General features: G+C 44.4%; 23 protein-coding genes. 16 read left to right on the forward strand and 7 right to left on the reverse strand.

Annotation, left to right across the window (positions count from 1 at the left end):
- Window positions 1–89 precede the first annotated feature (89 nt).
- The 14 genes from ccoN (at window position 90) to queE (ending at window position 13,276) form a co-directional block, all read left to right on the forward strand.
- A complete protein-coding gene (gene ccoN, locus F7R24_RS08675) occupies window positions 90–1,526 on the forward strand; it encodes a cytochrome-c oxidase, cbb3-type subunit I (protein WP_151670856.1) in 1,437 nt (478 codons plus the stop codon).
- A 22-nt stretch (window positions 1,527–1,548) separates the two neighbouring features.
- Window positions 1,549–2,166, forward strand: coding sequence for a cytochrome-c oxidase, cbb3-type subunit II (gene ccoO / locus F7R24_RS08680; protein WP_476703642.1), 618 nt, complete (start codon window positions 1,549–1,551; stop codon window positions 2,164–2,166).
- A gap of 6 nt (window positions 2,167–2,172) precedes the next feature.
- Window positions 2,173–2,370: a cbb3-type cytochrome oxidase subunit 3 gene (locus F7R24_RS08685; RefSeq protein WP_206057508.1), complete on the forward strand. Its 198-nt coding sequence runs from the start codon at window positions 2,173–2,175 to the stop codon at window positions 2,368–2,370.
- Window positions 2,367–3,260 carry a cytochrome-c oxidase, cbb3-type subunit III gene (gene ccoP, locus F7R24_RS08690; RefSeq protein WP_151670857.1) on the forward strand — a complete coding sequence of 298 codons (894 nt, stop codon included), beginning with the start codon at window positions 2,367–2,369 and terminating at the stop codon, window positions 3,258–3,260. Before F7R24_RS08685 ends, ccoP begins: the two co-directional genes overlap by 4 nt.
- A 132-nt stretch (window positions 3,261–3,392) precedes the next feature.
- Entirely contained in the window at window positions 3,393–4,811 is a 1,419-nt protein-coding gene (ccoG, locus tag F7R24_RS08695) for a cytochrome c oxidase accessory protein CcoG (protein ID WP_151670858.1), read from the forward strand.
- Window positions 4,812–4,898: 87 nt separating this feature from the next.
- Window positions 4,899–5,414: a hypothetical protein gene (locus F7R24_RS08700; RefSeq protein ID WP_151670859.1), complete on the forward strand. Its 516-nt coding sequence runs from the start codon at window positions 4,899–4,901 to the stop codon at window positions 5,412–5,414.
- A 40-nt stretch (window positions 5,415–5,454) separates the two neighbouring features.
- Window positions 5,455–7,968 carry a heavy metal translocating P-type ATPase gene (locus tag F7R24_RS08705; protein ID WP_151670860.1) on the forward strand — a complete coding sequence of 838 codons (2,514 nt, stop codon included), beginning with the start codon at window positions 5,455–5,457 and terminating at the stop codon, window positions 7,966–7,968.
- Window positions 7,968–8,168, forward strand: a complete 201-nt coding sequence (gene ccoS, locus F7R24_RS08710) for a cbb3-type cytochrome oxidase assembly protein CcoS (RefSeq protein ID WP_151670861.1) — start codon at window positions 7,968–7,970, stop codon at window positions 8,166–8,168. Before F7R24_RS08705 ends, ccoS begins: the two co-directional genes overlap by 1 nt.
- Entirely contained in the window at window positions 8,161–8,829 is a 669-nt protein-coding gene (locus F7R24_RS08715; protein WP_151670862.1) for a sulfite exporter TauE/SafE family protein, read from the forward strand. Before ccoS ends, F7R24_RS08715 begins: the two co-directional genes overlap by 8 nt.
- A gap of 43 nt (window positions 8,830–8,872) precedes the next feature.
- Complete coding sequence (gene hemN / locus F7R24_RS08720; protein WP_240776061.1) at window positions 8,873–10,264, forward strand: oxygen-independent coproporphyrinogen III oxidase; 1,392 nt, start codon at window positions 8,873–8,875, stop codon at window positions 10,262–10,264.
- A gap of 106 nt (window positions 10,265–10,370) precedes the next feature.
- Complete coding sequence (gene fnr / locus F7R24_RS08725; protein ID WP_151670863.1) at window positions 10,371–11,141, forward strand: fumarate/nitrate reduction transcriptional regulator Fnr; 771 nt, start codon at window positions 10,371–10,373, stop codon at window positions 11,139–11,141.
- A gap of 41 nt (window positions 11,142–11,182) precedes the next feature.
- Window positions 11,183–11,725, forward strand: coding sequence for an adenine phosphoribosyltransferase (locus F7R24_RS08730; RefSeq protein ID WP_151670864.1), 543 nt, complete (start codon window positions 11,183–11,185; stop codon window positions 11,723–11,725).
- 4 nt (window positions 11,726–11,729) lie between these two features.
- On the forward strand, window positions 11,730–12,641 hold the full coding sequence (locus F7R24_RS08735; protein ID WP_151670865.1) for a recombination-associated protein RdgC: 912 nt from the start codon (window positions 11,730–11,732) through the stop codon (window positions 12,639–12,641).
- A gap of 2 nt (window positions 12,642–12,643) precedes the next feature.
- Complete coding sequence (gene queE / locus F7R24_RS08740; RefSeq protein WP_151670866.1) at window positions 12,644–13,276, forward strand: 7-carboxy-7-deazaguanine synthase; 633 nt, start codon at window positions 12,644–12,646, stop codon at window positions 13,274–13,276.
- A 16-nt stretch (window positions 13,277–13,292) separates the two neighbouring features.
- On the opposite strand, the gene F7R24_RS08745 is transcribed toward queE, so the two are convergent.
- Complete coding sequence (locus F7R24_RS08745) at window positions 13,293–14,186, reverse strand: bile acid:sodium symporter family protein (RefSeq protein ID WP_151670867.1); 894 nt, start codon at window positions 14,184–14,186, stop codon at window positions 13,293–13,295.
- A 488-nt stretch (window positions 14,187–14,674) separates the two neighbouring features.
- On the opposite strand from F7R24_RS08745, the gene F7R24_RS08750 reads away from it, so the two are divergent.
- A complete protein-coding gene (locus F7R24_RS08750) occupies window positions 14,675–15,838 on the forward strand; it encodes a cation diffusion facilitator family transporter (RefSeq protein WP_151670868.1) in 1,164 nt (387 codons plus the stop codon).
- A 19-nt stretch (window positions 15,839–15,857) separates the two neighbouring features.
- Here the strand turns inward: F7R24_RS08750 and gorA are convergent, their stop codons facing one another.
- Window positions 15,858–17,219, reverse strand: coding sequence for a glutathione-disulfide reductase (gene gorA, locus F7R24_RS08755; RefSeq protein WP_151670869.1), 1,362 nt, complete (start codon window positions 17,217–17,219; stop codon window positions 15,858–15,860).
- A gap of 187 nt (window positions 17,220–17,406) precedes the next feature.
- On the opposite strand from gorA, the gene xthA reads away from it, so the two are divergent.
- The gene (xthA, locus tag F7R24_RS08760; protein WP_151670870.1) at window positions 17,407–18,222 is read left to right on the forward strand and encodes an exodeoxyribonuclease III; all 816 of its coding nucleotides are present in this window, start codon (window positions 17,407–17,409) and stop codon (window positions 18,220–18,222) included.
- Between the two features lie 9 nt (window positions 18,223–18,231).
- On the opposite strand, the gene F7R24_RS08765 is transcribed toward xthA, so the two are convergent.
- The 5 genes from F7R24_RS08765 to F7R24_RS08785 all read right to left on the reverse strand — a co-directional run bounded on the left by F7R24_RS08765 (window position 18,232) and on the right by F7R24_RS08785 (window position 24,789).
- A complete protein-coding gene (locus F7R24_RS08765) occupies window positions 18,232–19,143 on the reverse strand; it encodes a universal stress protein (protein WP_151670871.1) in 912 nt (303 codons plus the stop codon).
- Window positions 19,144–19,211: 68 nt separating this feature from the next.
- Window positions 19,212–19,838: a transglycosylase SLT domain-containing protein gene (locus F7R24_RS08770; RefSeq protein WP_151670872.1), complete on the reverse strand. Its 627-nt coding sequence runs from the start codon at window positions 19,836–19,838 to the stop codon at window positions 19,212–19,214.
- Between the two features lie 87 nt (window positions 19,839–19,925).
- Complete coding sequence (locus F7R24_RS08775) at window positions 19,926–21,344, reverse strand: permease family protein (RefSeq protein ID WP_151670873.1); 1,419 nt, start codon at window positions 21,342–21,344, stop codon at window positions 19,926–19,928.
- Between the two features lie 184 nt (window positions 21,345–21,528).
- The gene (locus tag F7R24_RS08780) at window positions 21,529–23,907 is read right to left on the reverse strand and encodes an EAL domain-containing protein (RefSeq protein WP_151670874.1); all 2,379 of its coding nucleotides are present in this window, start codon (window positions 23,905–23,907) and stop codon (window positions 21,529–21,531) included.
- A 3-nt stretch (window positions 23,908–23,910) separates the two neighbouring features.
- Entirely contained in the window at window positions 23,911–24,789 is an 879-nt protein-coding gene (locus F7R24_RS08785; RefSeq protein ID WP_151670875.1) for a sulfurtransferase, read from the reverse strand.
- Between the last annotated feature and the right edge of the window lie 55 nt (window positions 24,790–24,844).

Below are 24,844 nucleotides of genomic sequence, written 5' to 3' on the forward strand. Positions count from 1 at the left end.
GGACTTTACATTGAAATGAAGCGCCAATTCACTGATAATCGGCAGTGGAACTCTTCTTACTATTAACAGCTTGTTGATGAGAGCCTGATATGAGCATTGCAACTGAACATCCAACCTACAACTACAAGGTGATTCGTCAATTCGCCATCATGACTGTAGTCTGGGGCATTGTCGGTATGACCGTTGGCGTACTGATAGCAGCCCAGCTAGTCTGGCCGGCATTAAACTTTGACACACCTTGGCTAACCTACGGACGTCTTCGTCCGTTACACACCAATGCAGTAATTTTTGCATTTGGTGGCTGTGCCCTTTTTGCAACCTCCTACTATGTAGTGCAGCGTACTTGTCAAACTCGTCTTATTTCAGACGGCTTGGCAGCGTTCACTTTCTGGGGATGGCAGCTAGTTATCGTCTTAGCAGCAATTACTTTGCCGCTAGGTCTGACTTCAGCTAAAGAATACGCAGAGCTTGAGTGGCCAATTGATATTCTGATTACCGTAGTATGGGTCGTTTATGCGATCGTATTTATGGGAACAGTATTCAAGCGTAAAACCACCCACATTTATGTGGCTAACTGGTTCTACATGGCTTTCATACTCGTTATTGCGGTTCTACACGTTGTAAACAGCGCTGCGATGCCAGTTTCTATGTTCAAGTCATACTCCGCCTACTCTGGCACCATCGATGCGATGGTACAGTGGTGGTATGGCCATAACGCAGTAGGTTTCTTCCTGACTGCAGGCTTCTTGGGTATGATGTACTACTTCGTACCTAAACAAGCAAATCGCCCTGTTTATTCTTACCGTCTATCGATTGTTCACTTCTGGGCGCTGATTGCGACCTACATGTGGGCGGGTGGTCACCACTTGCACTACTCTGCTCTTCCAGACTGGACTCAGTCAGTGGGCATGGTAATGTCTTTGATCCTACTTGCTCCTTCTTGGGGTGGTATGATCAACGGTATGATGACACTGTCTGGCGCTTGGCATAAACTGCGTACTGACCCAATTCTTCGCTTCCTCGTTGTATCCCTGTCTTTCTATGGCATGTCTACATTCGAAGGCCCGATGATGTCTATCAAGACGGTTAACGCTCTGTCACACAACACAGACTGGACCGTTGGTCACGTTCACTCAGGTGCGCTTGGCTGGGTAGCCATGATCTCTATCGGTGCGGTTTACCACATGCTTCCTAAATTGTTTGGTAAAGCTCAGATGTACAGCACTGGCCTAATCAACCTGCACTTCTGGATGGCTACCATCGGTACGGTTCTTTATATCGTATCTATGTGGGTTAACGGTATTCTGCAAGGTCTGATGTGGCGCGCTGTTAACCAAGACGGAACGCTGACTTACAGCTTCGTTCAGGCGATGGATGCTAGTCACCCTGGTTATCTAGTCCGTGTTATCGGTGGTGCTATATTCCTAGCAGGTATGCTAGTAATGGCATACAACGTCTGGCAAACAGTCCGTGGCGGCAGCTCTGTTGAAGCCGCAGATGCAGAACCATCTGCACAGACTGCATGATTGAGGCGAGGAGCATATACCAATGATTAAGCATGAGACTATTGAAAAGAACGCCGGCCTGATGGCAGTACTGATTATTATCGTAATCAGTGCTGGCGGCTTGGCTGAGATTGTTCCTTTGTTCTTTAAAGACTCAACCACTCAGCCGATTGATGGCATGCGTACTTACACAGCTCTTGAGCTGGAAGGCCGTGACATCTATATCCGTGAAGGTTGCCACGTTTGCCATACACAAATGATTCGTCCTTTCCGTGCTGAAACAGAACGTTACGGACATTTCTCAACCGCAAATGAGCATGTATGGGAACATCCATTCTTGTGGGGTTCTAAGCGTACAGGTCCAGACCTTGCGCGTGTAGGTGGTCGTTACTCTGACGATTGGCAGCGTGCCCACTTATACAACCCACGTGACGTAGTTCCTACTTCTAAAATGCCATCATACCCATGGCTGTTTGATAACGTGTTAACGGGCGATCAAACTGCAAGAAAAATGGAAGTATTGCGCACTTTGGGCGTGCCTTACACCGATGAGCAGATTGCAAACGCTCAAACAGACGTTCGTGGTAGGACTGAGGTAGACGCAGTGGTTGCTTATTTACAAGCACTCGGCAAAACTCACACCAACTACGATGTACGGTAATCCATTGTGAGCTATGAAGTCTATGGCCCGTTCATGCCATTGATCATGCTGATCACCTTCATCGGGCTTTTCATCTGGGTCTTATTGCCCCAGAACAAGAAAAGTTTTGATGAAGCGGCCAACCTCCCCTTCGCTGATGAAGACGAGGATGAGGCTGAGCTAAATGGCAAAAAACGTGCCCATAACGGGAGAGATGAGAAATGAGTGCTTTCTGGAGCGCATGGGTTACAGTCCTAACCCTAGGTGTAATTTTTGGCTGCGTGTGGTTGCTTTTCGCAACTCGCAAAAGCCAACCCCATCAAGAGATAACCGAAGAAACTGTTGGTCACTCATTTGATGGTATTGAAGAACTGGACAACCCCATGCCTAAATGGTGGTTCCAGATGTTCGTTGCAACAGTTATCTTCGGTCTTGTTTATCTTTTACTTTACCCAGGCTTGGGTAACTTCAAAGGTTTATTAGGCTGGACTTCTCACGGTCAGTGGGAAGAAGAGATGGCTTATGCTGAACAGCATTACGCGCCGGTTTTCCAACGCTTTGCTCAGCTTTCAGTAGAAGAGCTAAAGCAACCAGAAAACGCTGAAGGCTTGCGTATTGGTCAGCGTCTATTTGCGAACAACTGCTCTGTGTGTCACGGTGTCGGTGGTGTGGGAGCGCACGGTTTCCCCAACCTAACCAACAACGATTGGCTCTACGGCGGCAATGAAGATGCGATCAAACACACTCTACACAACGGACGTATGGGCGCCATGCCTGCATGGGCGGATGTGCTGGGTGAAGATGGCATTCGTGATATGACTCACTACGTACTTGCACTGAGTAATCGTGAGCATGACGCTGACTCAGCTGAACGCGCACAACCACAATTTGCATCTTTGTGTGCAGCTTGCCACATGCCAGACGGAACAGGTATGTACGCACTCGGTGCACCTAATTTAACCAATGATATTTGGCTATATGGTGGCAGCTTTGAGCAGATCGCTCACAGCCTTCGTCATGGACGTTTTGGTGTAATGCCTGCGTTCTCTGGCTTACTCAGTGAAGATCAAATTCACCTAGTAACCGCCTATGTGATGAGCTTAAGCACCAACTAAGATAGTTAGTTTAATTAAAGGTGATATGATGTAGGTCATATCACCTTTTTTTTTGGCGTACTATGATTGTATAAGCTTATTCTTATAGAATGCTAAACTTATAACTTACCTGTTAGTAGATGGCGGCTGGAAATGAACCAAATACCGGTTAAAGATGTAACTCCTGGCAAGGACAACAAGACACAAGTCTATGACCTCTATGCCAAAAGAGAACACATTTATGTCAAGTATTATAAAGGTTTTTTCAAAAACCTTAGATCTGGAGCTGGTTTCGTACTGCTTCTGATGTTTTTTACTTTCTCTTGGATTCAATATGACGGCCGTCAAGCCATATTGTTTGACCTTCCGAGTCGCCAATTCCACATTTTCGGCTTAACCTTTTGGCCGCAAGATTTCATGCTGCTGTCGTGGCTACTGATTATCTTAGCTTTTGTGCTGTTTTTTGTAACCGTATTTGCTGGACGACTCTGGTGTGGTTACGCCTGCCCTCAATTTGTGTGGACCTGGTTTTACATCTGGGCAGAGCGCATTACGGAGGGTGATCGCAATAAGCGGATGCGCTTAGATAAAGAACCCATGTCCAAAGAAAAATTGCTACGTAAATTGGCAAAGCATTTCATATGGGCTTCGATGGCTATCCTTACTGCAGTTGCTTTTGTAGGCTATTTCACTCCGATAAGAGAACTAATACCGAGTATTTTTGCCTTTAATCTAGGACCATGGGAAATGTGGTGGCTTGGATTTCTTAGTGTAGCCACCTACGGTAATGCTGGCTGGTTACGTGAGCAAGTATGCATCTACATGTGTCCTTACGCACGATTCCAAAGCGTCATGTTTGACCAAGATACACTCATTATCTCTTACGATGAAAAACGTGGCGAAAAACGTGGCAGACGTAAAAAAGATGCCGATTATAAGGCTGAGGGCTTAGGTGACTGTATCGACTGTCAGGCCTGTGTTCACGTATGCCCTGTTGGTATTGATATTCGGGACGGTTTGCAATACGAGTGCGTTGCCTGTGGCGCGTGTATTGATGCCTGTGATGAAATCATGGATAAGATGGGCTACGAACGTGGTCTTGTTCGCTACACCACGGAGCACTCGCTGAGCGGAAATAAAACCAAGCTGCTTCGTCCACGTTTGATGGGCTATCTAGCTGCTGTATTAATTATGTGTTCCGCTTTCGTCTATGCATTATCAAACCGAGTTCCAATAGAGTTTGAAGTGATAAGAGATCGTGGTGCTTTATTCAGCGAGGTTAGCGGCAATTTAATTCAAAACGTCTATACGCTTAAAATTGCTAACAAAGAACAGGTTGATCGAGTCTACCGAGTCTCTGTTGAAGGTATCGATGGACTGACCTTTATCAACGAACCTCAAGTAGAAATTAGCTCAGGCGAGTTATTGGATTATCCTGTGCGTCTACAAATTGACAGAAATGCGCTAACTCAAGCGAACTCTTCAATCACTTTCATTGTCGAAACGATTGATGAGCCACGTGTGACTGCAACTGCCGAAAGTCGATTTATGGGTCCGGCCCCAAGTCGATAAGGATTCAGTCGACAAGGTGAAAGCCAGATTGTTTTTAGAGTACAATAGGCGGCGATTATGCCGCCTATCTTTTATGAGGTCCCCTTCATGAGTCACGATTCTGTTATCGTAGCCCCTTGGTACAAACAACCTTGGTTATGGTTTATTTTAAGTCCTATTCTTGCAGCGATGACCGTTGCGTTTGTCGTCCTGTTACCTAATGCTATTAAACAGCAACAGATAGATCCTCCGTTAGATAGAGATTTTGTTCGTGACGGTAGAGGTTATGTACTTGATGACAAAATGGCTGAATACGCCAAGGTTCTGGGTATCAAGGGTGAAATGCAAATTGATATTGAAACAGGCCAAGTCATTTTAACCATGTTAGAAGGTCTTTCTGATTCTCTTGAAGAGATTGAGCTTCATATAAAAATTGGTGCAAATCACGACTTGGATCATGCAATCAAACTTCAGCGAGTTGCTACCCTAAATCAATTTTTCGGCAGCTTATCTCAACCAATTAATGCCAGATCCACCTTTATTATCGTTTCTAATGCAGAGAATTGGAAAGTTGTGAAAGATGCAAGACCACCATTTAGTAATACCATTGCATTTACACCTTAATCTTATTTGTTGATCTACTTTTCCATACCGGATGTAACTGATGGAAGCTGTTGAAACCTTAGTAAGTACACCTGAAGAAACTCAATGCTATCACTGCGGATCTGATATACCACCAGGAAGCAGTTTTTACACCCGCATCAACAATGAGGATAAGCGAATGTGCTGTCCTGGTTGTCAAGCAGTGGCGCAAACCATTGTGGCTGGAGGGCTAGACAGCTTTTACCGACACCGTGGAAATGATTTAAGTCCTACAACGACTGATTTAATTGAACTTGAATCACTCACAAAAGAACTCGCTTTATATGATAGCCGTGAAATACAACAAGATTTTGTTCACAACCTAGATACAGAACAACCTTCAGCAACACTGGTTATTGAGGGTATTAGCTGTGCAGCATGTGTTTGGTTACTTGAAAATCACATCAACAAGCAACCAGGAGTGGTCAAATTTAGTGTAAACCTGACCAATCATCGCGCACAACTATCTTGGCAATCTAGCGAGGTAAAACTCAGTACTTTATTAGCTGAAATTATCCGAATTGGTTACAAAGCCCACCCTTACCACCCCGATAAAGAAGAACAACTGCTTGCCAAAGAGAGTAAGCGTTCGATTATACGCTTAGGGGTTGCTGGCATCGGCTCAATGCAAGCGATGATGTTTGCTGCGGCCATTTATGCAGCAGAAATTGCTGGCACCGGCATGGATGAAAAATATGTTCTACTGATGCGCTGGGCCAGCATGGTGGTATCAACACCCGTTATACTCTATGCCTCTTGGCCTTTCTTAAAAAATGCCATTCGTGACATAAAAGCACGCCATCTAACAATGGATATCCCTGTTTCTATCGCTATTTGGGGTGGCTACTTTGCCAGCATCTGGGCAACAGTATTCAACACGGGTGAAATTTACTTTGAATCAGTGACCATGTTTGCATTCTTCTTGCTCATCGGCCGCTTTATGGAAATGAAAGCAAGACAACGAACAGGCAGAGCCGGAAATGCGCTACTTAACTTAATTCCCGCTAGCGCCCTTCGCATTAATGAACAGGGTGAAGAGGAATTAGTTTCTGCGACTGCATTGCAGCCAGGTGACCGCATTCGTATTAAACCGGGACAAACCATACCTGCTGATGGTGTGATTGTTCGTGGCTTCAGCTCAATTGATGAGTCGGCACTCACTGGCGAATATATGCCGCTTTCAAAGAAAGTAGATGACAAAGTCGTGGGTGGAACGATCAATATTGAAAACCCAATTGATTTAGAAGTCACTGAAGTCGGTGAAAAAAGCCGTATCTCGTCTATTGTTCGTTTACTGGAACGTGCTCAAAGCGAAAAGCCTTATGTCGCTCGTGTCGCCGATCACGTAGCGCGTTACTTTGTTGGCGCAACCTTAATCGTCGCTACCTGTGTTTTTACTGCATGGTATTTTATTGATCCATCGAAAGCTTTCTGGGTAACGCTTGCAGTACTTGTCGTCACCTGCCCTTGTGCTCTGTCCTTAGCGACACCGACTGCCTTAACCGCAGCAACAGGAACACTGAGACAGCGTGGACTGTTGATTACACGGGGTCATGTATTGGAGTCGTTCAGCAAAGCGACACATATCATATTTGACAAAACAGGTACGTTGACTGAAGGCCGTTTAGCTATTCAAGAAACCTATCCTCTAAATGGCACATCGCCCGCTGATGCATTGATGTGGGGCGCAGCATTAGAGGCACTCTCAGAGCATCCTATCGGGCGCGCCTTTATTCCTTGGTATTGCTTTAGTGCAGAGTCCATCGAAAACAGTGTTGGCATGGGTATTCAAGGTGAAATCAATGGCGTACGCTATCGTATCGGTACGCCTAGCTATGTCATGGAGTTAAGCGGGCAAGCTATTCCAGAAATGCCCGATCAACAGCGCCAATGGATTCTGTTAGGCAATGAAAAGTCACCCTTAGCCTGGTTTGCGTTGGATGACCAAATACGTCGAGAAACGCGTCAAGCTATCCGTGAATTGAAAGCACTGGGCTTGAGCATTGAAATACTGACGGGTGATACCTCTCCTGCGGTTCAGCGTATTGCAGAAAAGCTCGATATCGATGTCATTAATAGCGGCATGAGCCCTGAACAAAAACTGGCACGTATCGAAACATTACAAGCCGAAGGCAAGCAAACCATTATGGTGGGCGATGGAATTAATGACATACCGGTGTTAGTTGGTGCACAGACCTCTGTTTCTATGGGTGCAGCTACCGATTTAGCAAAAACCAATGCAGATGCTGTCCTTACTAACAACAACCTGCAAACCCTTGCAGAAAGTATCCGTATGGCGCGTAAAACACGTACCATCATTAAAGAAAACCTCGGTTTATCTCTAGCTTACAACGTGATCGCTCTACCCGCCGCCGCAATGGGACTTGTACCTCCTTATATTGCAGCGATTGGGATGACCGCCAGTTCATTATTGGTAACAGGTAACGCCATGAGGTTGACGCGTAAACCGCGTGAGCTAAAAACTAACCTAGCTGAAGCTCCAAAAAAACCAGCCAACATAAATGCAGGCACCTGATGGAAATCGTTATTATTTTAATACCCATCGCATTAATCCTGACAGGCTTAGCCTTCTGGGCATTCTTCTGGAGTGTGAACAGTGGACAGTTTGATGACCTCGACTCCCCTGCTCACAGCATTCTCTATGACGATGATGAAGATATGATCCCTGATGATGCGAAAGTTGATAAAAAAGATATAAAGCACAACCATGACTGAGCCATTGCTCATCACCACGGCAATTTTGATTGGATTATTGGGTAGCACCCACTGTATTGGCATGTGTGGTGGTATCGCTGCCAGCGTTGGACTCAGTACAGGTCACTCTCGCCAACCCGCATGGCTAATACTGCTCGGCTATAACACCGGTAGAATCTTCAGTTATAGCGTAGCAGGAGCACTGTTAGGTGTCGTTGGTGCGGTGGTTGTGACTAGCCCCATTGGCATAGCGCTACAAATTTTTGCCGGTTTATTGTTAATTGCGATGGGACTTTATATTGGCCAATGGTGGTTTGGTATTACCAAACTTGAGTCAATGGGAGGCCACCTGTGGCGACATATTCAACCACTTGCGGCTAAAATTCTCCCGATTCGTCATCTACATCAAGCGCTATTGCTTGGATTACTTTGGGGCTGGTTACCTTGTGGTTTAGTCTACAGCACCCTGATTTGGTCATCTGCCAGTGGCAGTTGGCAACAAAGCGCTTTGTTAATGGCCGCTTTTGGCTTAGGCACTATGCCAGCGATGTTTATGACCGGTTTACTAGCCAAACAAGTTCAAGCTGTGATGCAAAAACGCATCGTGCGACAACTAGCAGGCTTAATCATTATTTTATTTGGCATCTACACCCTGCCAATCAATCTTTTGCTGGGTCTCTGAAGAGCAGGCAAAAGAACTAGATTACTATATTGAGGACTTCCCTTTGAAAAATGACAGCCGTATCGTCTGGGACATGGAATTAATTAATCGTTACGATCTTTCTGGTCCACGTTACACCTCTTACCCGACCGCAGTTCAGTTTGATCCTGACTTATCATCCGCTGAATTGATGAACCAAGGTAAAGCGAGTGCTGATAAAAACTCCCCCTTGTCACTCTATGTTCACATCCCTTTTTGTGCACATGTTTGCTACTACTGTGCCTGCAACAAAGTTATTACCCGTAATCGTGATCGTGCTCAACCTTATTTAGATACGGTTTATCGAGAGATGGAACAGCTGTCACAATGGTACAGTGATGATCGTATAGTTGATCAACTCCACTGGGGTGGTGGTACGCCGACCTTTATCAGCGATGAGCAGATGTTCGATTTGATGAATGCCTTACGTCGAAACTTTAATTTAAGAGATGACGATAAGGGCGATTACTCTATTGAAATTGACCCACGTGAAGCCAGTCCTGCCACCATGGAGGTGCTGCGAAAAGCCGGATTTAACCGTATCAGTTTAGGCGTCCAAGACTTGGATCCTAAAGTCCAAGAGTCAGTCAATCGTGTGCAACCGCTTGAGCAAACTCAAGGAGTTCTGACTCAAGCCCGCCAGCTAGGCTTCAACTCCATCAACATGGATCTGATCTACGGTTTGCCACATCAAAGTATCGAGAGCTTCGATAAAACACTCGATGTCGTTATTGGCATGAGCCCTGACAGACTCTCGGTGTTCAATTACGCTCATTTACCCGATAGATTTAGATCGCAAAAGCATATTAATCCAGCAGAACTTCCCTCTCCTGAGGTTAAGTTAGCGATCTTACAAAATACGATTAACAAACTACTCGATGCGGGTTATGTCTATATCGGCATGGATCACTTTGCCAAGCCGGACGATAGTCTTGCATTAGCTCAAGCAGCAGGACAACTTCATCGAAACTTCCAAGGCTACACAACCCATGCCGATTGCGATCTTGTCGCCATGGGTGTTTCTGCCATCAGCCAAATCGGGCGTGTTTATTATCAAAATGAACATGACCTAGCGGCCTATACTCAAGCCGTCAATCAACAAAAACACGCCATTCGCCGTGGTGTCTGCTTAAGCGATGATGATATTATTCGCGGCGCAGTCATTAATCAGCTAATTTGCCACTTTGAATTGGATCCAAGCCTGATTGAAAAACGTTTTGGAATTGTCTTTGCTGACTACTTTGCCGCAGAACAGTCTGAACTGTCTCAATTTGAAGCGGATGGATTAATTCAACGCAACCATGGCCAGATTCAAGTGACACCCGCAGGTAGATTGCTCATTCGACGTATCTGCATGGCGTTTGATGCATACATTCCAAAGCAGCAGCCGACTCGTGGATATTCTCGAATCATATAGGTTTAAACCTTAAGTGAAGGCTTGTTAAAACAATCAGCCTTCACCTGCTCTATGAAATGTTACATAATGGGGCATACCCTAATTAGTTTGTGGGAAGGATCGGGAAATGGAAGATAAAAATTTGTCTGGTAAAGTTCGTAGTCTCAAACAAGTACACTGCAGCACTTGTAGTTTGAGTTCACTTTGCCTTCCGGTTTCCCTAAACATGACTGAGATGCAACGTCTCGACACCATTATTGACAAAAGTCGTCCACTTAAGAAAGGTGATCACCTTTTCCGTCAAGGTGATAAGTTTGGCAGTGTTTATGCCATTCGAGCGGGCTCTGTAAAAAGCTACTGCATCACAGACGATGGCGACGAACAGATTACTGGATTCTTTTTTCCTGGTGAACTGGTTGGGCTGAGTGCCTTAGATACATCGATATACCCTGTTTCCGCTAAAGTTCTTGAAACTACAACAGTTTGTGAAATTCCGTTTGAGCGTCTTGATGATCTATCTAGCCATATGCCAGAACTGCGACGCCAAATTCTAAGAACCATGAGTAAAGAGATCTGTAACGATCAACAAATGATGATGCTGTTGGCAAAAAAGAATGCTGAACAACGTGTCGCCAGTTTTCTATTAAAGCTGTCACAACGTTTTCAAGAACGGGGCTATTCTGCCAGCCTATTTAGACTCTCTATGTCTCGTAACGAAATAGGTAACTATTTAGGTCTTGCCGTTGAAACCATCAGTCGTATTTTTACTCGCTTTCAAAGCCTTGAATTGATCCATGTCGATGGTAAAGAGGTAGAAATCCTGAATGCCGACAAACTACAAGAGCTATCTGGCGAACTGCAGGAAGTTGAGCGTTCTTGCAGTAAACAAGGACGTTAATCACTCCTGTTTCTCTCCCGTTTTTTCTTTTGGAGACCTTAATGTCTTACGATGAGTTTTACATAAAATCTGTCATACGCTCTATTCCCGATTGGCCCGAGCCTGGCGTTATTTTTCGTGATGTAACCACACTGTTCAAAGATCCTAAAGCGATGCGTATGGTCTGTGACGCTTTTATTCAACGTTACATGAACCAATCTATTACCCACATCGCATGCATTGATGCACGTGGTTTTATTTTTGGATCTATCGTTGCGTATCAACTAAACCTACCTTTAGTCCTAATTCGCAAAAAAGGTAAATTACCAGGCCAGACGATCAGCCAAGAGTACACCCTTGAATACGGCACTGCGGCAGTCGAAATTCAAACCGATGCGCTAAGTAAAGGAGATAAAGTTGTTGTATTTGACGATTTAATCGCTACCGGTGGAACCCTGTTAGCAACCATCGCCTTAATTCACAAACTGGGTGCAGAGATACACGAAGTCGCCGCCTTAATCGATTTGCCCGACTTAATGGGATCGCAAAAAATTCAAGACAGCAATGTTCCTGTTTACAGTTTATTAGCTTACGAGGGTCTATAAGCAGATGAATAGCTTTAAAAATCTGCTTTGCTATCGCTTTCAACCCAGTGATGACTTTACCCCCGAGCAACTTGAAGAACGACTACAAAAGCACCCTTTTACCCCTTGCGGGCGAAATGAACTGCAACGAACAGGCTGGATATCACCCTGCTTCTTCTCTGACAATCTTGTTTTCAGTAGCAGTGGTTATCACCTTATCTCTTTATTAAAAGAGGAGCGAATTCTTCCTGGCAGTGTTGTTAGAGATGAAGTACAAATTCGTGTTAATAAGATTGAAGCGGATGAAGCTCGCAAAGTTTACAAAAAAGAGAAAGACCAAATTAAAGATGAGGTCATACAAGAACTGCTTCCTCGTGCTTTTTCCAAACGCCAATCAACCCGCGCTTTGATCATGCCATCAGAGGGCTGGATCATCATTGATGCCAGCAGTTTTAACCGTGGAGAGTTGCTGCTAAACGAATTAAGAGAAGCTCTAGGGTCTTTGAAGGTTCGTCCGTTAAATGTTAACCAAGCTCCTGCCAGTGTCATGACCTCATGGCTTCAAGATGAACATCAAATTCCTACTGGCTTTGAGATTGGTGACGAGTGTGAATTACGCGACACCTCTGCTGAAGGTGGTGTCATTCGAATCAAAGGTCAGCCGCTTCACAGTGACGAGATAGTGGCACATCTAGAAACGATGCAAGTGACTCGACTATCGATTACTTGGGAAGCACAGTTAGAGTTTTTATTCCATGCAGACCTAAGTCTTCATCGTTTAAAGTTAAATGCAGACTATGCTGATCAGCTTGAGCAAGATCGTCCAGAAGATGAAATTGCAGACTTCGATGCTGCAGTAACTCGAACAGGACTGGAGATGACTCGCTTACTCCCAGCGCTTATTGAGTGCTTTGGCGGCGAGCCTGTTTCGGAATAGCCATGTATAGTATCAAAGAAGCTTTTTACACCCTTCAAGGAGAAGGCGCACATGCTGGTCGACCGGCCATCTTCTGTCGCTTTACTGGCTGCAATCTCTGGTCAGGTCGTGAAGAAGATCGTGCCAAAGCCGTGTGTAACTTCTGCGATACTGACTTTATAGGCACCGATGGTCAAAATGGTGGGAAATTCCCCACTCCTGAAGCCTTAGTAGCTCACCTCAAGAGATTTTGGCCGGCTGCTAATTCAACGCCGCCCTATGTAGTCTGTACCGGTGGTGAACCTGCCTTACAACTCGATCAAGCGCTGGTTGATACACTTCATGCTAAAGGATTTATCATTGCGATAGAAACCAATGGCACAAAACCTCTTCCAAAAGGAATCGACTGGATCTGCGTCAGCCCTAAAGCTGACGCCAAGATCATGATTACTGAGGGAAATGAGCTAAAACTGGTGTATCCGCAACAATTAGCCCTGCCAGAACAGTTTATCAACATGCAGTTTGAGCACTTTTATCTGCAACCTTTAGATGGTCAGCATGCTGATCGGTCTTTGCGCGACTGTGTTGAATACTGCTTACAAAATCCGCAATGGAAATTGAGCTTACAAACTCACAAAATTATTGGCATCGACTAGCCTTCATGCAACCTTGTTAACCTAGTGTTTCGCTACGTGACAGTGATCGAGTAAAAATCTCTCGGTTACGCCAAGCAATCAGTAACAAGGCTGGAATTTGCATTAGCACACCATAAACCAACGCGCTGGCGGACATCTCAGGACTTTGCAACAAAGTACTGGTCACTAACAGCGCCGTTCCTGCATTCTGTAATCCAACCTCCACCAACAGCGTGACCTGTTTAGCCTCGGACAAGCCGGCCAAACGAGCGACAACATAGCCTAACATCATGGCAGCAAGCACTAAGGACAACACAGGCAGCGCTAATTGAGGCAAGACGAGCATCAATCGAGACCAACTGGTCACGACTAATAGCACCACCGTCATTAACATTAAAATTAAAGCTAAGGATCGACAAAAGCCTCGAACTTTCAAGTTAATCTCGGGAAAAATATGACCAAAGAGCATTCCAATACTCACTGGCAATAGCGTAATAAGCAGCATTTGTATGATGGTTTGCATGACCGGAAAGTCGATCTGAGCCGAGCCCATCGACAAGGCTTGAAACACAACAACAGCTAACAGAGGCAAGGTAAAAGGAACAATAACACTATTCAAGGCGGTTAAGGAGACTGACAATGCTGTGTCTCCTTTCGCCAATAACGTTATAGCGTTGGATGTAGCGCCACCCGGAGCCAGGGTCAAGATCATCAGTCCTGCCGCCAACAACAGTGGTAAATTATAAAGTTGAATGATAATCCAACCTAATAGTGGCAAACACACTAACTGAGCCAACATGCCCACGACTATCGCTTTCGGTTGCGTGAAGACTCTTTGGAAATCGAGCACCTTTAGAGACATTCCGACACTCAACATAATAATGAAAAGTGCAAGAGGTAAAAAAACTTGGCTAACAAGTGTTGCTTGCATTGCTCACATTCCTATGAACCGAATTGATAAAGACCAGTCTAACAAATGTAGTTTTAAATTGCTGCAACGCAATATAACCGTTAGATTTTTTCGTTGTGGATACTCGAATTAATCTCCAGAAGCCCCAGCTCATCTAGGCTCTGACAGCCTACCCACAACTTCTGTGGATAACCCTGTGCAAAGAGCGGCGATAACTCTAAATTCACCCCGTTTTTACACGCCATTCCTTAGATTGGTTATTTTTTAACCAGCTATTTTATACGATATAAATCAATTAGTTATATAAAAACAAGCTGCTTGGATCGGTTTTTCCGGATTACTATTTTGATTTTTTCCGGATTGTTGAAATCTTTTCAGTGTCAAGCCTTAAAAGCAAGGTTATTCACATTTTATTTCAATTTTAAGTCTTGTATGTTTCCAAATATTCAAGATAGCCACCTGCTACTTGGCACGATAGAATAGTCTCTTTATATCTTTAGGTTTGGGCAATGCAACATAAAGCAACTGATCGTAAAGCAGCAGCACAACGCATCAGTATTATCGGCGCCATCGTCAACGCAGTGATGAGCGTGCTTAAAATTGTGGGAGGCATACTAACGGGCTCTGCAGCCTTAGTCGCAGATGGTTTTCATTCCCTATCGGATGTCGCTACCGATCTGATGGTCGTGTTTCTAGTAGGCTTTTCACATAAAAAGCCTGATGAAGAGCATCCCTGGGGTCATGGCCGATTTGAAACAGTCGGTACGGTATTACTTGCCGTCATTTTGTTATTAGTCGCTGGCTTCATGACATGGGACAGTCTTAAACTACTTTTTTCAGGAGAGATCCCTGCCCCTCCTGCTTGGCCAGCTCTATTGATTGCGGCTGGATCTATCTTGGCTAATGAGGTTTTATTTTTCTACACCTTAAAAGTAGGTAAAGAAAATCAATCCAATCTGATTATTGCCAACGCTTGGCATCACAGGACAGATTCACTGTCTTCTGTGGTGGTGCTTGTTGCACTTGCGGGCGCAATCATGGGTGTCTGGTGGCTGGATGCACTTGCCGCTGTGCTCGTGGCACTGCTGATTGCAAAGATAGGTATCGACTTACTATTAAAAAGTTTAGCTGAGTTGGTTGATACCGGATTGCCAGCAGAGCGCGTAGAAGCCCTTGAAAAGACTGCTCGCTCTATTGAAGGGGTTATCAACGTTCATCATGTTAGAACTCGCCTAATGGGCGGACAGAGCCTTTTAGAGATGCACCTGCAAGTTGCTCCGCATACTACCGCATCAGAAGGTCACTATATTGGCGACAATGTCTGCAATGCTTTAAAAGAAGAATTCGATGATATCAGTTATATCATCTATCACATTGATACCTATGATGATGAAAAACTGATTGAGAATGGCTTACCACGACTGCAAAGCCGTCAACAGATTAAAGATTTGTTGGATAGCAGCTTAAAAACAAACTTTGGACTGATTCCAGACTATCAAATGATGCTTTTTTATGCACCTAGCAGCCTAGAAGTCGAGATAAAGTTAACCGCATCAGGTATATCCGCGATTGAAGAAAAGCAAATCAGCTTATCTTCGATCCAGCAGCACCTCGAAGAGACGCTACTGGAGATAAAAGGATTTAGAAAGTTAACGCTTTGGCTACCGGCATGAAGATCAGCAGCGGTCGTCATTAATAGCTACGTGACGGTTCTCGCATGGTCACAAACTCTTCTGCAGCCGTTGGATGGATACCAATGGTTGCATCGAAGGTTGCTTTAGTGGCTCCTGCTTTCAACGCAACCGCGATGCCTTGAATAATTTCACCGGCATCAGCACCCACCATATGCACGCCGACGACTTTGTCGTTGCTGCGATCAACCAGTAGCTTCATCAAGGTGCGCTCTTCGCTACCACTGAGGGTATGCTTCATCGATCTAAACTCAGAACGATACACATCTAACTGCGGGTAACGCTTAATTGCGTCCTCTTCCGTCAAGCCTACTGTACCGATATTAGGTTGAGAAAAAACGGCCGTTGGAATTAACTCGTAATCAACAGGCGGGCTACCTTTTCCATATAAGGACCTGACTAATGCCATACCCTCAGCCAAGGCAACAGGGGTTAATTGAACACGATCAATGACATCTCCCACCGCATAGATTGAAGGTATTGAGGTTTGATACTGTTCATTCACTGAAATCGCGCCATTGTTAGCCAATGCCACACCGACCGTTTCCAACCCTAAACCTTCTGTTTTAGGTACTCTGCCTGTGGCATACATGACTTGATCTGCAAGCTCTGTTTGACCATCGATAAACACAACCTTTAACCGCCCATCTGAATGCTTCTCAATTGAGGCAATTTCAGTATTAAAGCGAAGCTTAACGCCTTTTTTGGCAACTTCTTGTGCGGTAAATTCGCGAACTTCTTGATCAAAACCTTTTAAGAACAGTGCACCACGATGAACGAGATGGGTATCACACCCCAAGCCTGCAAAAATACCGGCGAACTCAATAGCGATGTATCCTCCACCGACCACGATAACTCGCTTAGGAAAGGTTTCTAAATCAAATACCTCATTGGATGAGATGATGTGCTCAGCTCCAGGAATATCCGGTACAAATGGCCAACCACCTACAGCAACCAGTATCCGCTCTGCAGAGAATGTCTTATCGCCAACCTGCACAGACTGTGGGCCAGAGATTACAGCCCTTCCATCCATCAAGGTACAACCGGAGTTCACTAATAAATTGCGGTAAATTTCATTTAAGCGAGAAATTTCTTTGGTCTTATTATCACGTAGCGTCGGCCAATCAAAATTAGTACCTTGAGTGGTTAATCCGAAACCCGCTGCCTCAGAGAAAGATTCTGCATATTGAGAAGCATATACGTAAAGTTTCTTAGGCACGCATCCCACATTAACACAGGTTCCGCCAAGATAACGTTCTTCAGCAATACCGACACGAACGCCCATGGCTGCAGCCATTCGTGCGGCGCGGACACCGCCCGACCCTGCACCAATGACAAATAGATCAAAATCAAATTTGCTCACCTGAAACTCCTTGCTCGCTATTCACTATGCGATAAGGATACACCCTATAGCAGGGTTGTGACTAATCGAACCAGACTAAATATCGGATTAATAAAGACTATCAAACAAATATGCTGATTCGATTTGCTGAACTGCCGCTAGCCTTTTAGAATGAAGCATCATTTAGATAATCCTAAGAGAGTTTTTCATGAAATTGGTTTCGTTCAACACCAACAGTATTCGTATGCGCTTGCATCAACTTGAAGCCCTGATTGCAACTCATCAACCTGATGTGATTGGCATCCAAGAAACCAAGGTCACCGATCAAGACTTCCCCATCGCAGAGATTGAAGCCCTTGGATATCATGCCTATTTTCATGGTCAGAAGACGCACTATGGGGTTTGTTTATTATCTAAAAAGCCTGCGTTAAGTATTCAAAAAGGCTTTCCTGATGATGACGAAACAGCTCAAAAACGTCTGATTATTGGTGAGTTTATGAGTGACTCGGGTAAACCTTACACACTCATTAATGGCTACTTCCCACAAGGCGAAAATATCACTCACGAGATTAAGTTTCCCGCCAAACGTAAGTTTTATGCGGATCTATTAAGGTTATTAAATGAGCAGTACTCAGCAGATCAACCCTTAGTGGTGATGGGAGACTTAAATATCTCTGCAGAAGATAGTGATATCGGTATTGGCGAACCCAACCGCTTACGCTGGTTAAAAACGGGGAAAACCAGCTTTCAGCCTGAAGAACGTGAATGGCTATCACACTTACATGCATGGGGATTAAAAGATACCTATCGTAAAATCCACCCCACCAAAAACGATAAATTCAGCTGGTTTGATTATCGCAGCAAAGGGTTTGAAGACGACCCTAAGCGAGGACTGAGAATCGACGCCATTCTAACCACTGATGTACTCACTCAGTGCTGCACCGACAGTGATATAGATTATGAAGTCAGAGGCATGACCAAACCTTCCGATCATGCCCCCGTTTGGTCTGCCTTTGACTATTAAGATTTAGACCTAAGGTTTAAGCACTAAAATATCGCAAGGTACAGCGTCTAGCACTCGCTCGACGCTGCTACCGAGCAAGAGTCGATCAATCATTCCACGCGCCAAAGAACCCATCACCACCATATTTATGCTCTTTTCTCGCACAAACTCGGGCAGTTTGCGATGTATCTCTCCTTCAACAACATGTAACAAGCTTAGATCAAATGAAGGATCAAAGGATAACACCACCTCTTTCAGACGTGCTTCATGCTCAGCTTTTATGCGAAGGTGCATCGACTCAAAATCACCAATGACCGTGTCATCAAAAATCGCCGATTGAGGAATCGATGCGAAAGTATGCAGGATATGTAATTCTGCACCTAAGGATTTAGCCATGACTTGTGCATATTGAAGTATTTTTAAGTCTATCTCTGCCGCTTTATCATGAGCATGAAAAGGATCTATCGCCGCCACAATACGCATATGCTCAGGCCAAGGTTGCTCCTTACATAACAATAGCGGGGTTTGCGCTTCACGAAGTAAAAGCCAGTCTTGGGGTGCCAAGAGTCGATGCAACAAATGAGGATGCTCTGCCACTTCATGCAAAATTAAATCCGGCTGAAAGCGCTTAGCTTTCGTTAAGACTCCATCAGTAATATATTTAGCCCAAGCGACATCGGTGGTAATTTCGCAAGAATGGTGACGATAGGAAGATGCTATTTGATCGAGTACCTTTTCCATCGCCCGCATGCGTTGATGTTGCAGGTTATCCAGCATAGCCGGACTGATCATACTCATACTGCTAGGGTAGGATTGATAACCGCACTTAAACAACTCGATTGAGGTGTTTGCACACTCACTGACGCGAATAGCCTTATCTAGCAAACTATCAGTCGGCTCTTCAGTGGTCATGTTGACCAGCATTTTACTGAGCTTAGCCATCTTACTTCTCCTAAAAACCTTTATCACTTAAGTCTAGCTCATACCACTCACCAAAACGCTGATCAAACTCAGCAAAATGGCCAAATGCATAGACCAGAGGGTAAACGACAGTTAGGTATTTGAGACTCATAAGCACGCGCCCTACTCTCTACCGTACGTGCAACGTTGATAAGCCAAGGCTTATTATTATAGGTCCGATTCCTGAAACCTGTGTGCCCCTCGTGATAATTTAAATAGAGGTTAAAAGCATCGGTTAATGCGATGCCATTCCGCTGATTCGATACGCTGTTATACCAACCAATAAAATCTAAAGCATCATCAATATTGGTCCGGCGCGCAAGTCGATTACCGGTTGCCCGTCGATAGTCATCCCAAGTGCCATCTTGCGCTTGTGCATAGCCAAAAGCAGAGGATTTTCGTGGCATAGGAATAAAACCAAACAAGGTTGGTCTTGGGGGACGTGCATTATGAACAAATGAGGATTCTTGTCTTACAAAAGCAATCTGTATGGATACAGGAGTACCCCAGCGTGATTCAGATTTTTTCGCTGCTCGATACCAGCTAGGATCATGCGCGATAATGTCACAAATATTTTCATGTGCTCGCGCAGGAGGCGGCGATGAAGCACAACCAGATAACAGGAAAATTGCTGACAAGATCAGGAAAAGTAAGGTATTTTTAAATATTCTATTCATACACAAAATATACCTGATTGTGTATGAAATAAAACCCCATATCTTAGTAAAGATATGGGGTTTTATGATTTTCGATTGAAACGTAACTTAGTGAGGCTGTTTCCCTTCCTCTACGACGGCAGGATCAGGATTTTCCTCTATGTGTATCGGCTCCTCTGGTGCTTCACCCTCATGCTCTTTAAGAGCACTCTTGCTACGCATTTCGATCAACAACCACAGAACAAAACCTGCACCAAGACCCCAAGCTGCACCATGAGTAGCTAAAACCACACCCATGATTCCTGCGACACCCATGGAGGTTGCATTATCAATCTGCTCTACAGCCACGGCGATACACAGATAGCCAGTGATCAACAACGTGATTGACAAGGCGATCGGCAGAACAGGTCTGAACAACGTGACCAGTGGTAGCAAGAAGAGTGCAATGAAACCAACTATCCAGAAAACACCCGCACCTGAGTAAATGGTATCCATGGCACCACGACCATAACGGTAGCGCTCAGCAATGGTCGCCATGACACCGGTAAACAGAGGACCTGCCAAGCCTGGGTATGGCGCAAAGAATGAGTGCATCAAGTTACGGATACCAGTGACAATATGCACACGGTCTACGTTAACTTCAATTTTTTCATCTGGACGTAAATGGTCAACACGCTTTAATAAGCTTTGGCCCACAATGATGTCACCAAACGCTATAATGTAAGCGATAATCGCAGTTGGTATAGCCGCTAGCACCAGTTGGAAGGTTGGGAAGCCAACGGTAAAGGGTAAATAGTCCCATATTTTACCAAAAGCGGGTAACTCTATGCCCCACTGAACAGCTGGCAAAGGATACTCAGACACTGACCAACCGATCACCATGGTGATCAACATACCCGGAACCATACCGTAACCGGCAATTATTTTGGCCCAACGGTGTTTTTCTACCCAGTCACGGAAAGAGAGGGAGAAAAGTACGTATACGGTGATCAAACCACCGATACCCAATGAAATTGGCGTGTTGTACAAACGTCCACCTTCACTGATTTCACCACTGATCGCCGCTATACCCGCACCTAGCAAGATACCTGCCTTGATTGAATTGGGAATATTGTTGACCAGCTTACTGCCTAAACGGGTAATACCCATAAATAGGAAGATAAACGTAACCACGAGTTGCAACGCAACTAAGGCACGAATAGCATCAGGACCTGGCTCAAATCCTCCAATAAATAGAAGTACAACAGGTATCGCAGGTGTTATCCAACCTGGAACAAAAGGCACACCTAACAAGTTAGGTAGCATAAACCCTATGCCACAGACGACTACATAGGCTAGTGCAACGTCATAAGGGAGCCCTAAGTAACGCTCTAGCAAAGGAATCATACCCATTGCTACGACAAACATTACCAGTGCCTGAATTGTTTCTGCCACTTCCCAACGGTAGTGAATGAATGGCAAACGGATCTTGAAGGGACCCGCGGGCCAGTAAGGGTGTTCCTCACCATGCTTACGCTGATATAACATAGGGTTCTCTCTGTTTTATTCCTTAAGAAAAGGGAGTTGAAGTGTGATTAACAGCACACCTCATGGGACGCAGTAAAGGTAAACCCTTATCACTATTGAAGTCGATACAGAAAGGAGATACTTTAGTCGCAATTAACCACTAAAGTATTAGGGAAAACACTAATCTCGCTTTCAGACTCATCGATTAACTGTTCACTGTCAAACGATCATCATGAAGCGGTTGTGGATGACCCAGTAAATAACCTTGAAAACGCTTACAACCGAGACTTTTTAGCAGGTTAAATTGCTGCTCCGTTTCCACTCCTTCAGCAATCACTTCAAAGTTAAAAGCTTCTCCAAGCGATAATACTGTTCTTACAATGGCTTCTTCACCACTGCCAGAAGTCAAGCTTCTAACAAATGACTGATCAATTTTAATTTGGCTAACAGGCAAGTGTTTAAGATAACTCAGTGAAGAGTAACCCGTTCCAAAATCATCTAAAGAAACTTGAACACCCATTTCACGAAGTTCAATAATCTTTAATGAAACCTGATCTATTTGTTCGACAAGAAGACTCTCTGTTAGCTCTAACTTCAATCGCTCTGGATTGATTTGATGCATCGAGACAAGCTGTCTAATATCATCAACAAAGGAAGCTTTGGATATCTGCAACCCACTGACATTCACTGCCAAAACCAAGTGCTGATATTCAGCAATAGCTGACCAAGTCTGTAATTGTTGACACGCTGTTTGTAAAACCCATTTTCCAATCGACACAATCAGATCTGAGCGCTCCGCTACCGGAATAAACTCCGCTGGCGAAACAAACCCTAACTCTGGATGATGCCAGCGCAAAAGAGCCTCAGCACCAATAACGGATCTATCTACATCTGTTTGAACTTGATAGTAGAGCATAAACTCTTTATTTTGCTGCGCTCGCAGCAAGGCTTGATAAACCTTAATATAACGCTGAGTCAAGGCTTCGGCGCGTTCATCGTAAAATACAATTCTTCGATTAGTATCTGCTCTGGCTTGCTGAAGTGCAGAGGTCGATTGCTGAATAATATCATCAGCCGATCGATCATCATGATCATAAAGAGATACCCCAATTCGGCTTTTCAACCGCAAAGAGATCTCTTCTATCAGGAATTCAGCACTCAAGCGTTGATGCAATGTTTGTGATAACTGCTCCATATCCAGTGCAACCTGACTGCTATTATTGCCTACGTCAGGAAACCAGATAACAAACTCATCTGACCCCCAGCGGCAAATGATACGTGCTTGATCACAATACTTGACTAACCGACGAGCAGTTTCTATTAAGATTTTATCGCCAATAACATGCCCTTGAGCTTCGTTTATACTTCTAAATCCGTCGATATTGACACAAAACACAGCGCCCAACTGCCTTTTGCGCCCACTATCAAGGAAACGCTGCAACTCTTGCTCTAAGTGCTGACGATTGGGTAATCCAGTCAAGGCATCATGCAAACTCAAATACCTAAGCCGCGATTCAGCTTCTTTAAGCCTAGTCAGATCATTAAACGCAGCAACGTAAAATTGAATAGTTTGCTGATCATCGCAAACGGCATGAATCGTTAATAACTCAGGATATAACTCTCCATTTTTATGAAGATTCCAAATCTCTCCACTCCAATAATGATTTCGCTGCAGCTCATGGTACATGCCAAGATAAAACGCCTGATCATGATAGCCGGATTTAAGTATTGCAGGTGTCTTACCTATCACCTCTTCTTCGGCATACCCGGTGATTGAGGTGAAGGCGTGATTCACTCTAAGAATGTGCTCTTGAGCATCGGTAATAAACATACCCGAAGGCGTTTCGAATGCGACGGCAGCAAGTCGCTGCTCCTGTTGGGACGATTCCAAACGTTCCAACATTGTATTTACTTCTGCAAATAATTTACCAAACTCATTTCGTTCTTGAATGGAAATTCTGGCAGACATTTGATCAGTTTCTTCTATTTTTTCTAGAAAACCCACTAGAGAAAGAATCGGGCGCGTAAATCGTTTGCCTGTGATTACCGCAAGCATTAACGAAAAGGGCACCATGAATAACGAAATGGCTAACAGAGTTAAACTATCGCGTTTCAATACCTCAATTAGGGTATTGAGCCTATAGCTCACAAAAACCGTGCCGATCACCAAGTTTTCATAGATAACCGGAATAAACAGGTATAAATTTGCACCCTCACGTTGTGAAGTAACATCCGAGATATCAGGCAACTCCGGAATTGTAAAATTCTCTTGCCGATGAAATTGATAAGCGGGTCGCCGGTCGATTTGGTAAAAGACGAGTGCCTCCAAGTCACCGAATGATTCCAACTTAGTTGAAATGTCTGCCGCAACTGCCAAATCCTTTAACAACGCAAGGCGAGCTAAATCCTGGCTTAATACCAGCGCGACGGTGTTCGCCTGCGAAGTGATTCGCTCCTGCTGCATGGCCATATACCATACCAGAAAGCTGGTATAACCTACCGCTCCCGTTAACAATGCAACCGATAAAATAATGATGACTAACCGGCGCGTTATCGAACCTTTACATTTAAACCCGTGGATCAAGGTTTAGGGTTCCACTTCAGATGGATTGGTAATGGGTAGTACTGGATCATTCCCCCACTCTTGCCATGAACCATCGTATATCGACACTTTATATCCTAACTCTTGCAATACAATAAAATTCAGCGCTGACTCCGCACCGCCACCGCAATAAAGAATAATCTCTTCATCTTTTGGCAAATCAGCATATACGGATGCCAATTCTTCTAGCGGCCGAATTCTGTTACCCGTGTCTGTAACTTCATAGTTTTGTGTGCAAGGATAATGTTCAGCGGTAGGAATATGACCGAAACGATTGGCGGTAGACTTCACCCCAAAATAATGTGGCTGCTCTCTTCCATCAAGTATCCGGCGTTGGCCAATAGAAACCAATGTCCCTAATTTCGACTGCAACTTGCTTTGATCAAGTGTAGGAACGAAATTTGTTGCCTCAGGCAAAATGGCTTCATTAGTCACAGGTAGCAATCCTTCTGACCAATCGCCAAAACCAACATTCAATAACTTAACATTGGTATGTCCTAGGGTTTCTAACAACCAAAAGAGCCTAGCTGCCCAAATAAACTCTCCATTGTCCATAACGATAATGGTTTTGTCATAATCAACACTCGCTTCACTAAACAGCTGTTGCAATTGTTGCAAGCTAGGCATCATGAAATTTTCGTCAAAAAGATATTCGTATGGAACATTCACTGCTTTTTCAATGTGTTGAAGGTTAAAATCAGAATCACTTCTGACATCGATTAACAGCACATCCTGTCGATCTAGATGATTGCTTAACCACTCTGCATCAACGATCGATCCTGGCTCATTGGCTAGTGAGAAAGGACTGAGCAGGATCAAAGCGGAAAACAACAATGTGGAAACTACTTTAGTAAAACGTTTCATAATCAACCTACAACTTAATGGTTTGATAAGCAGCGCGAATTTCAGATATATTGAA

Origin of the sequence: Nitrincola schmidtii, from assembly GCF_008973715.1 — a bacterium.
GTDB lineage: Bacteria > Pseudomonadota > Gammaproteobacteria > Pseudomonadales > Balneatricaceae > Nitrincola > Nitrincola schmidtii.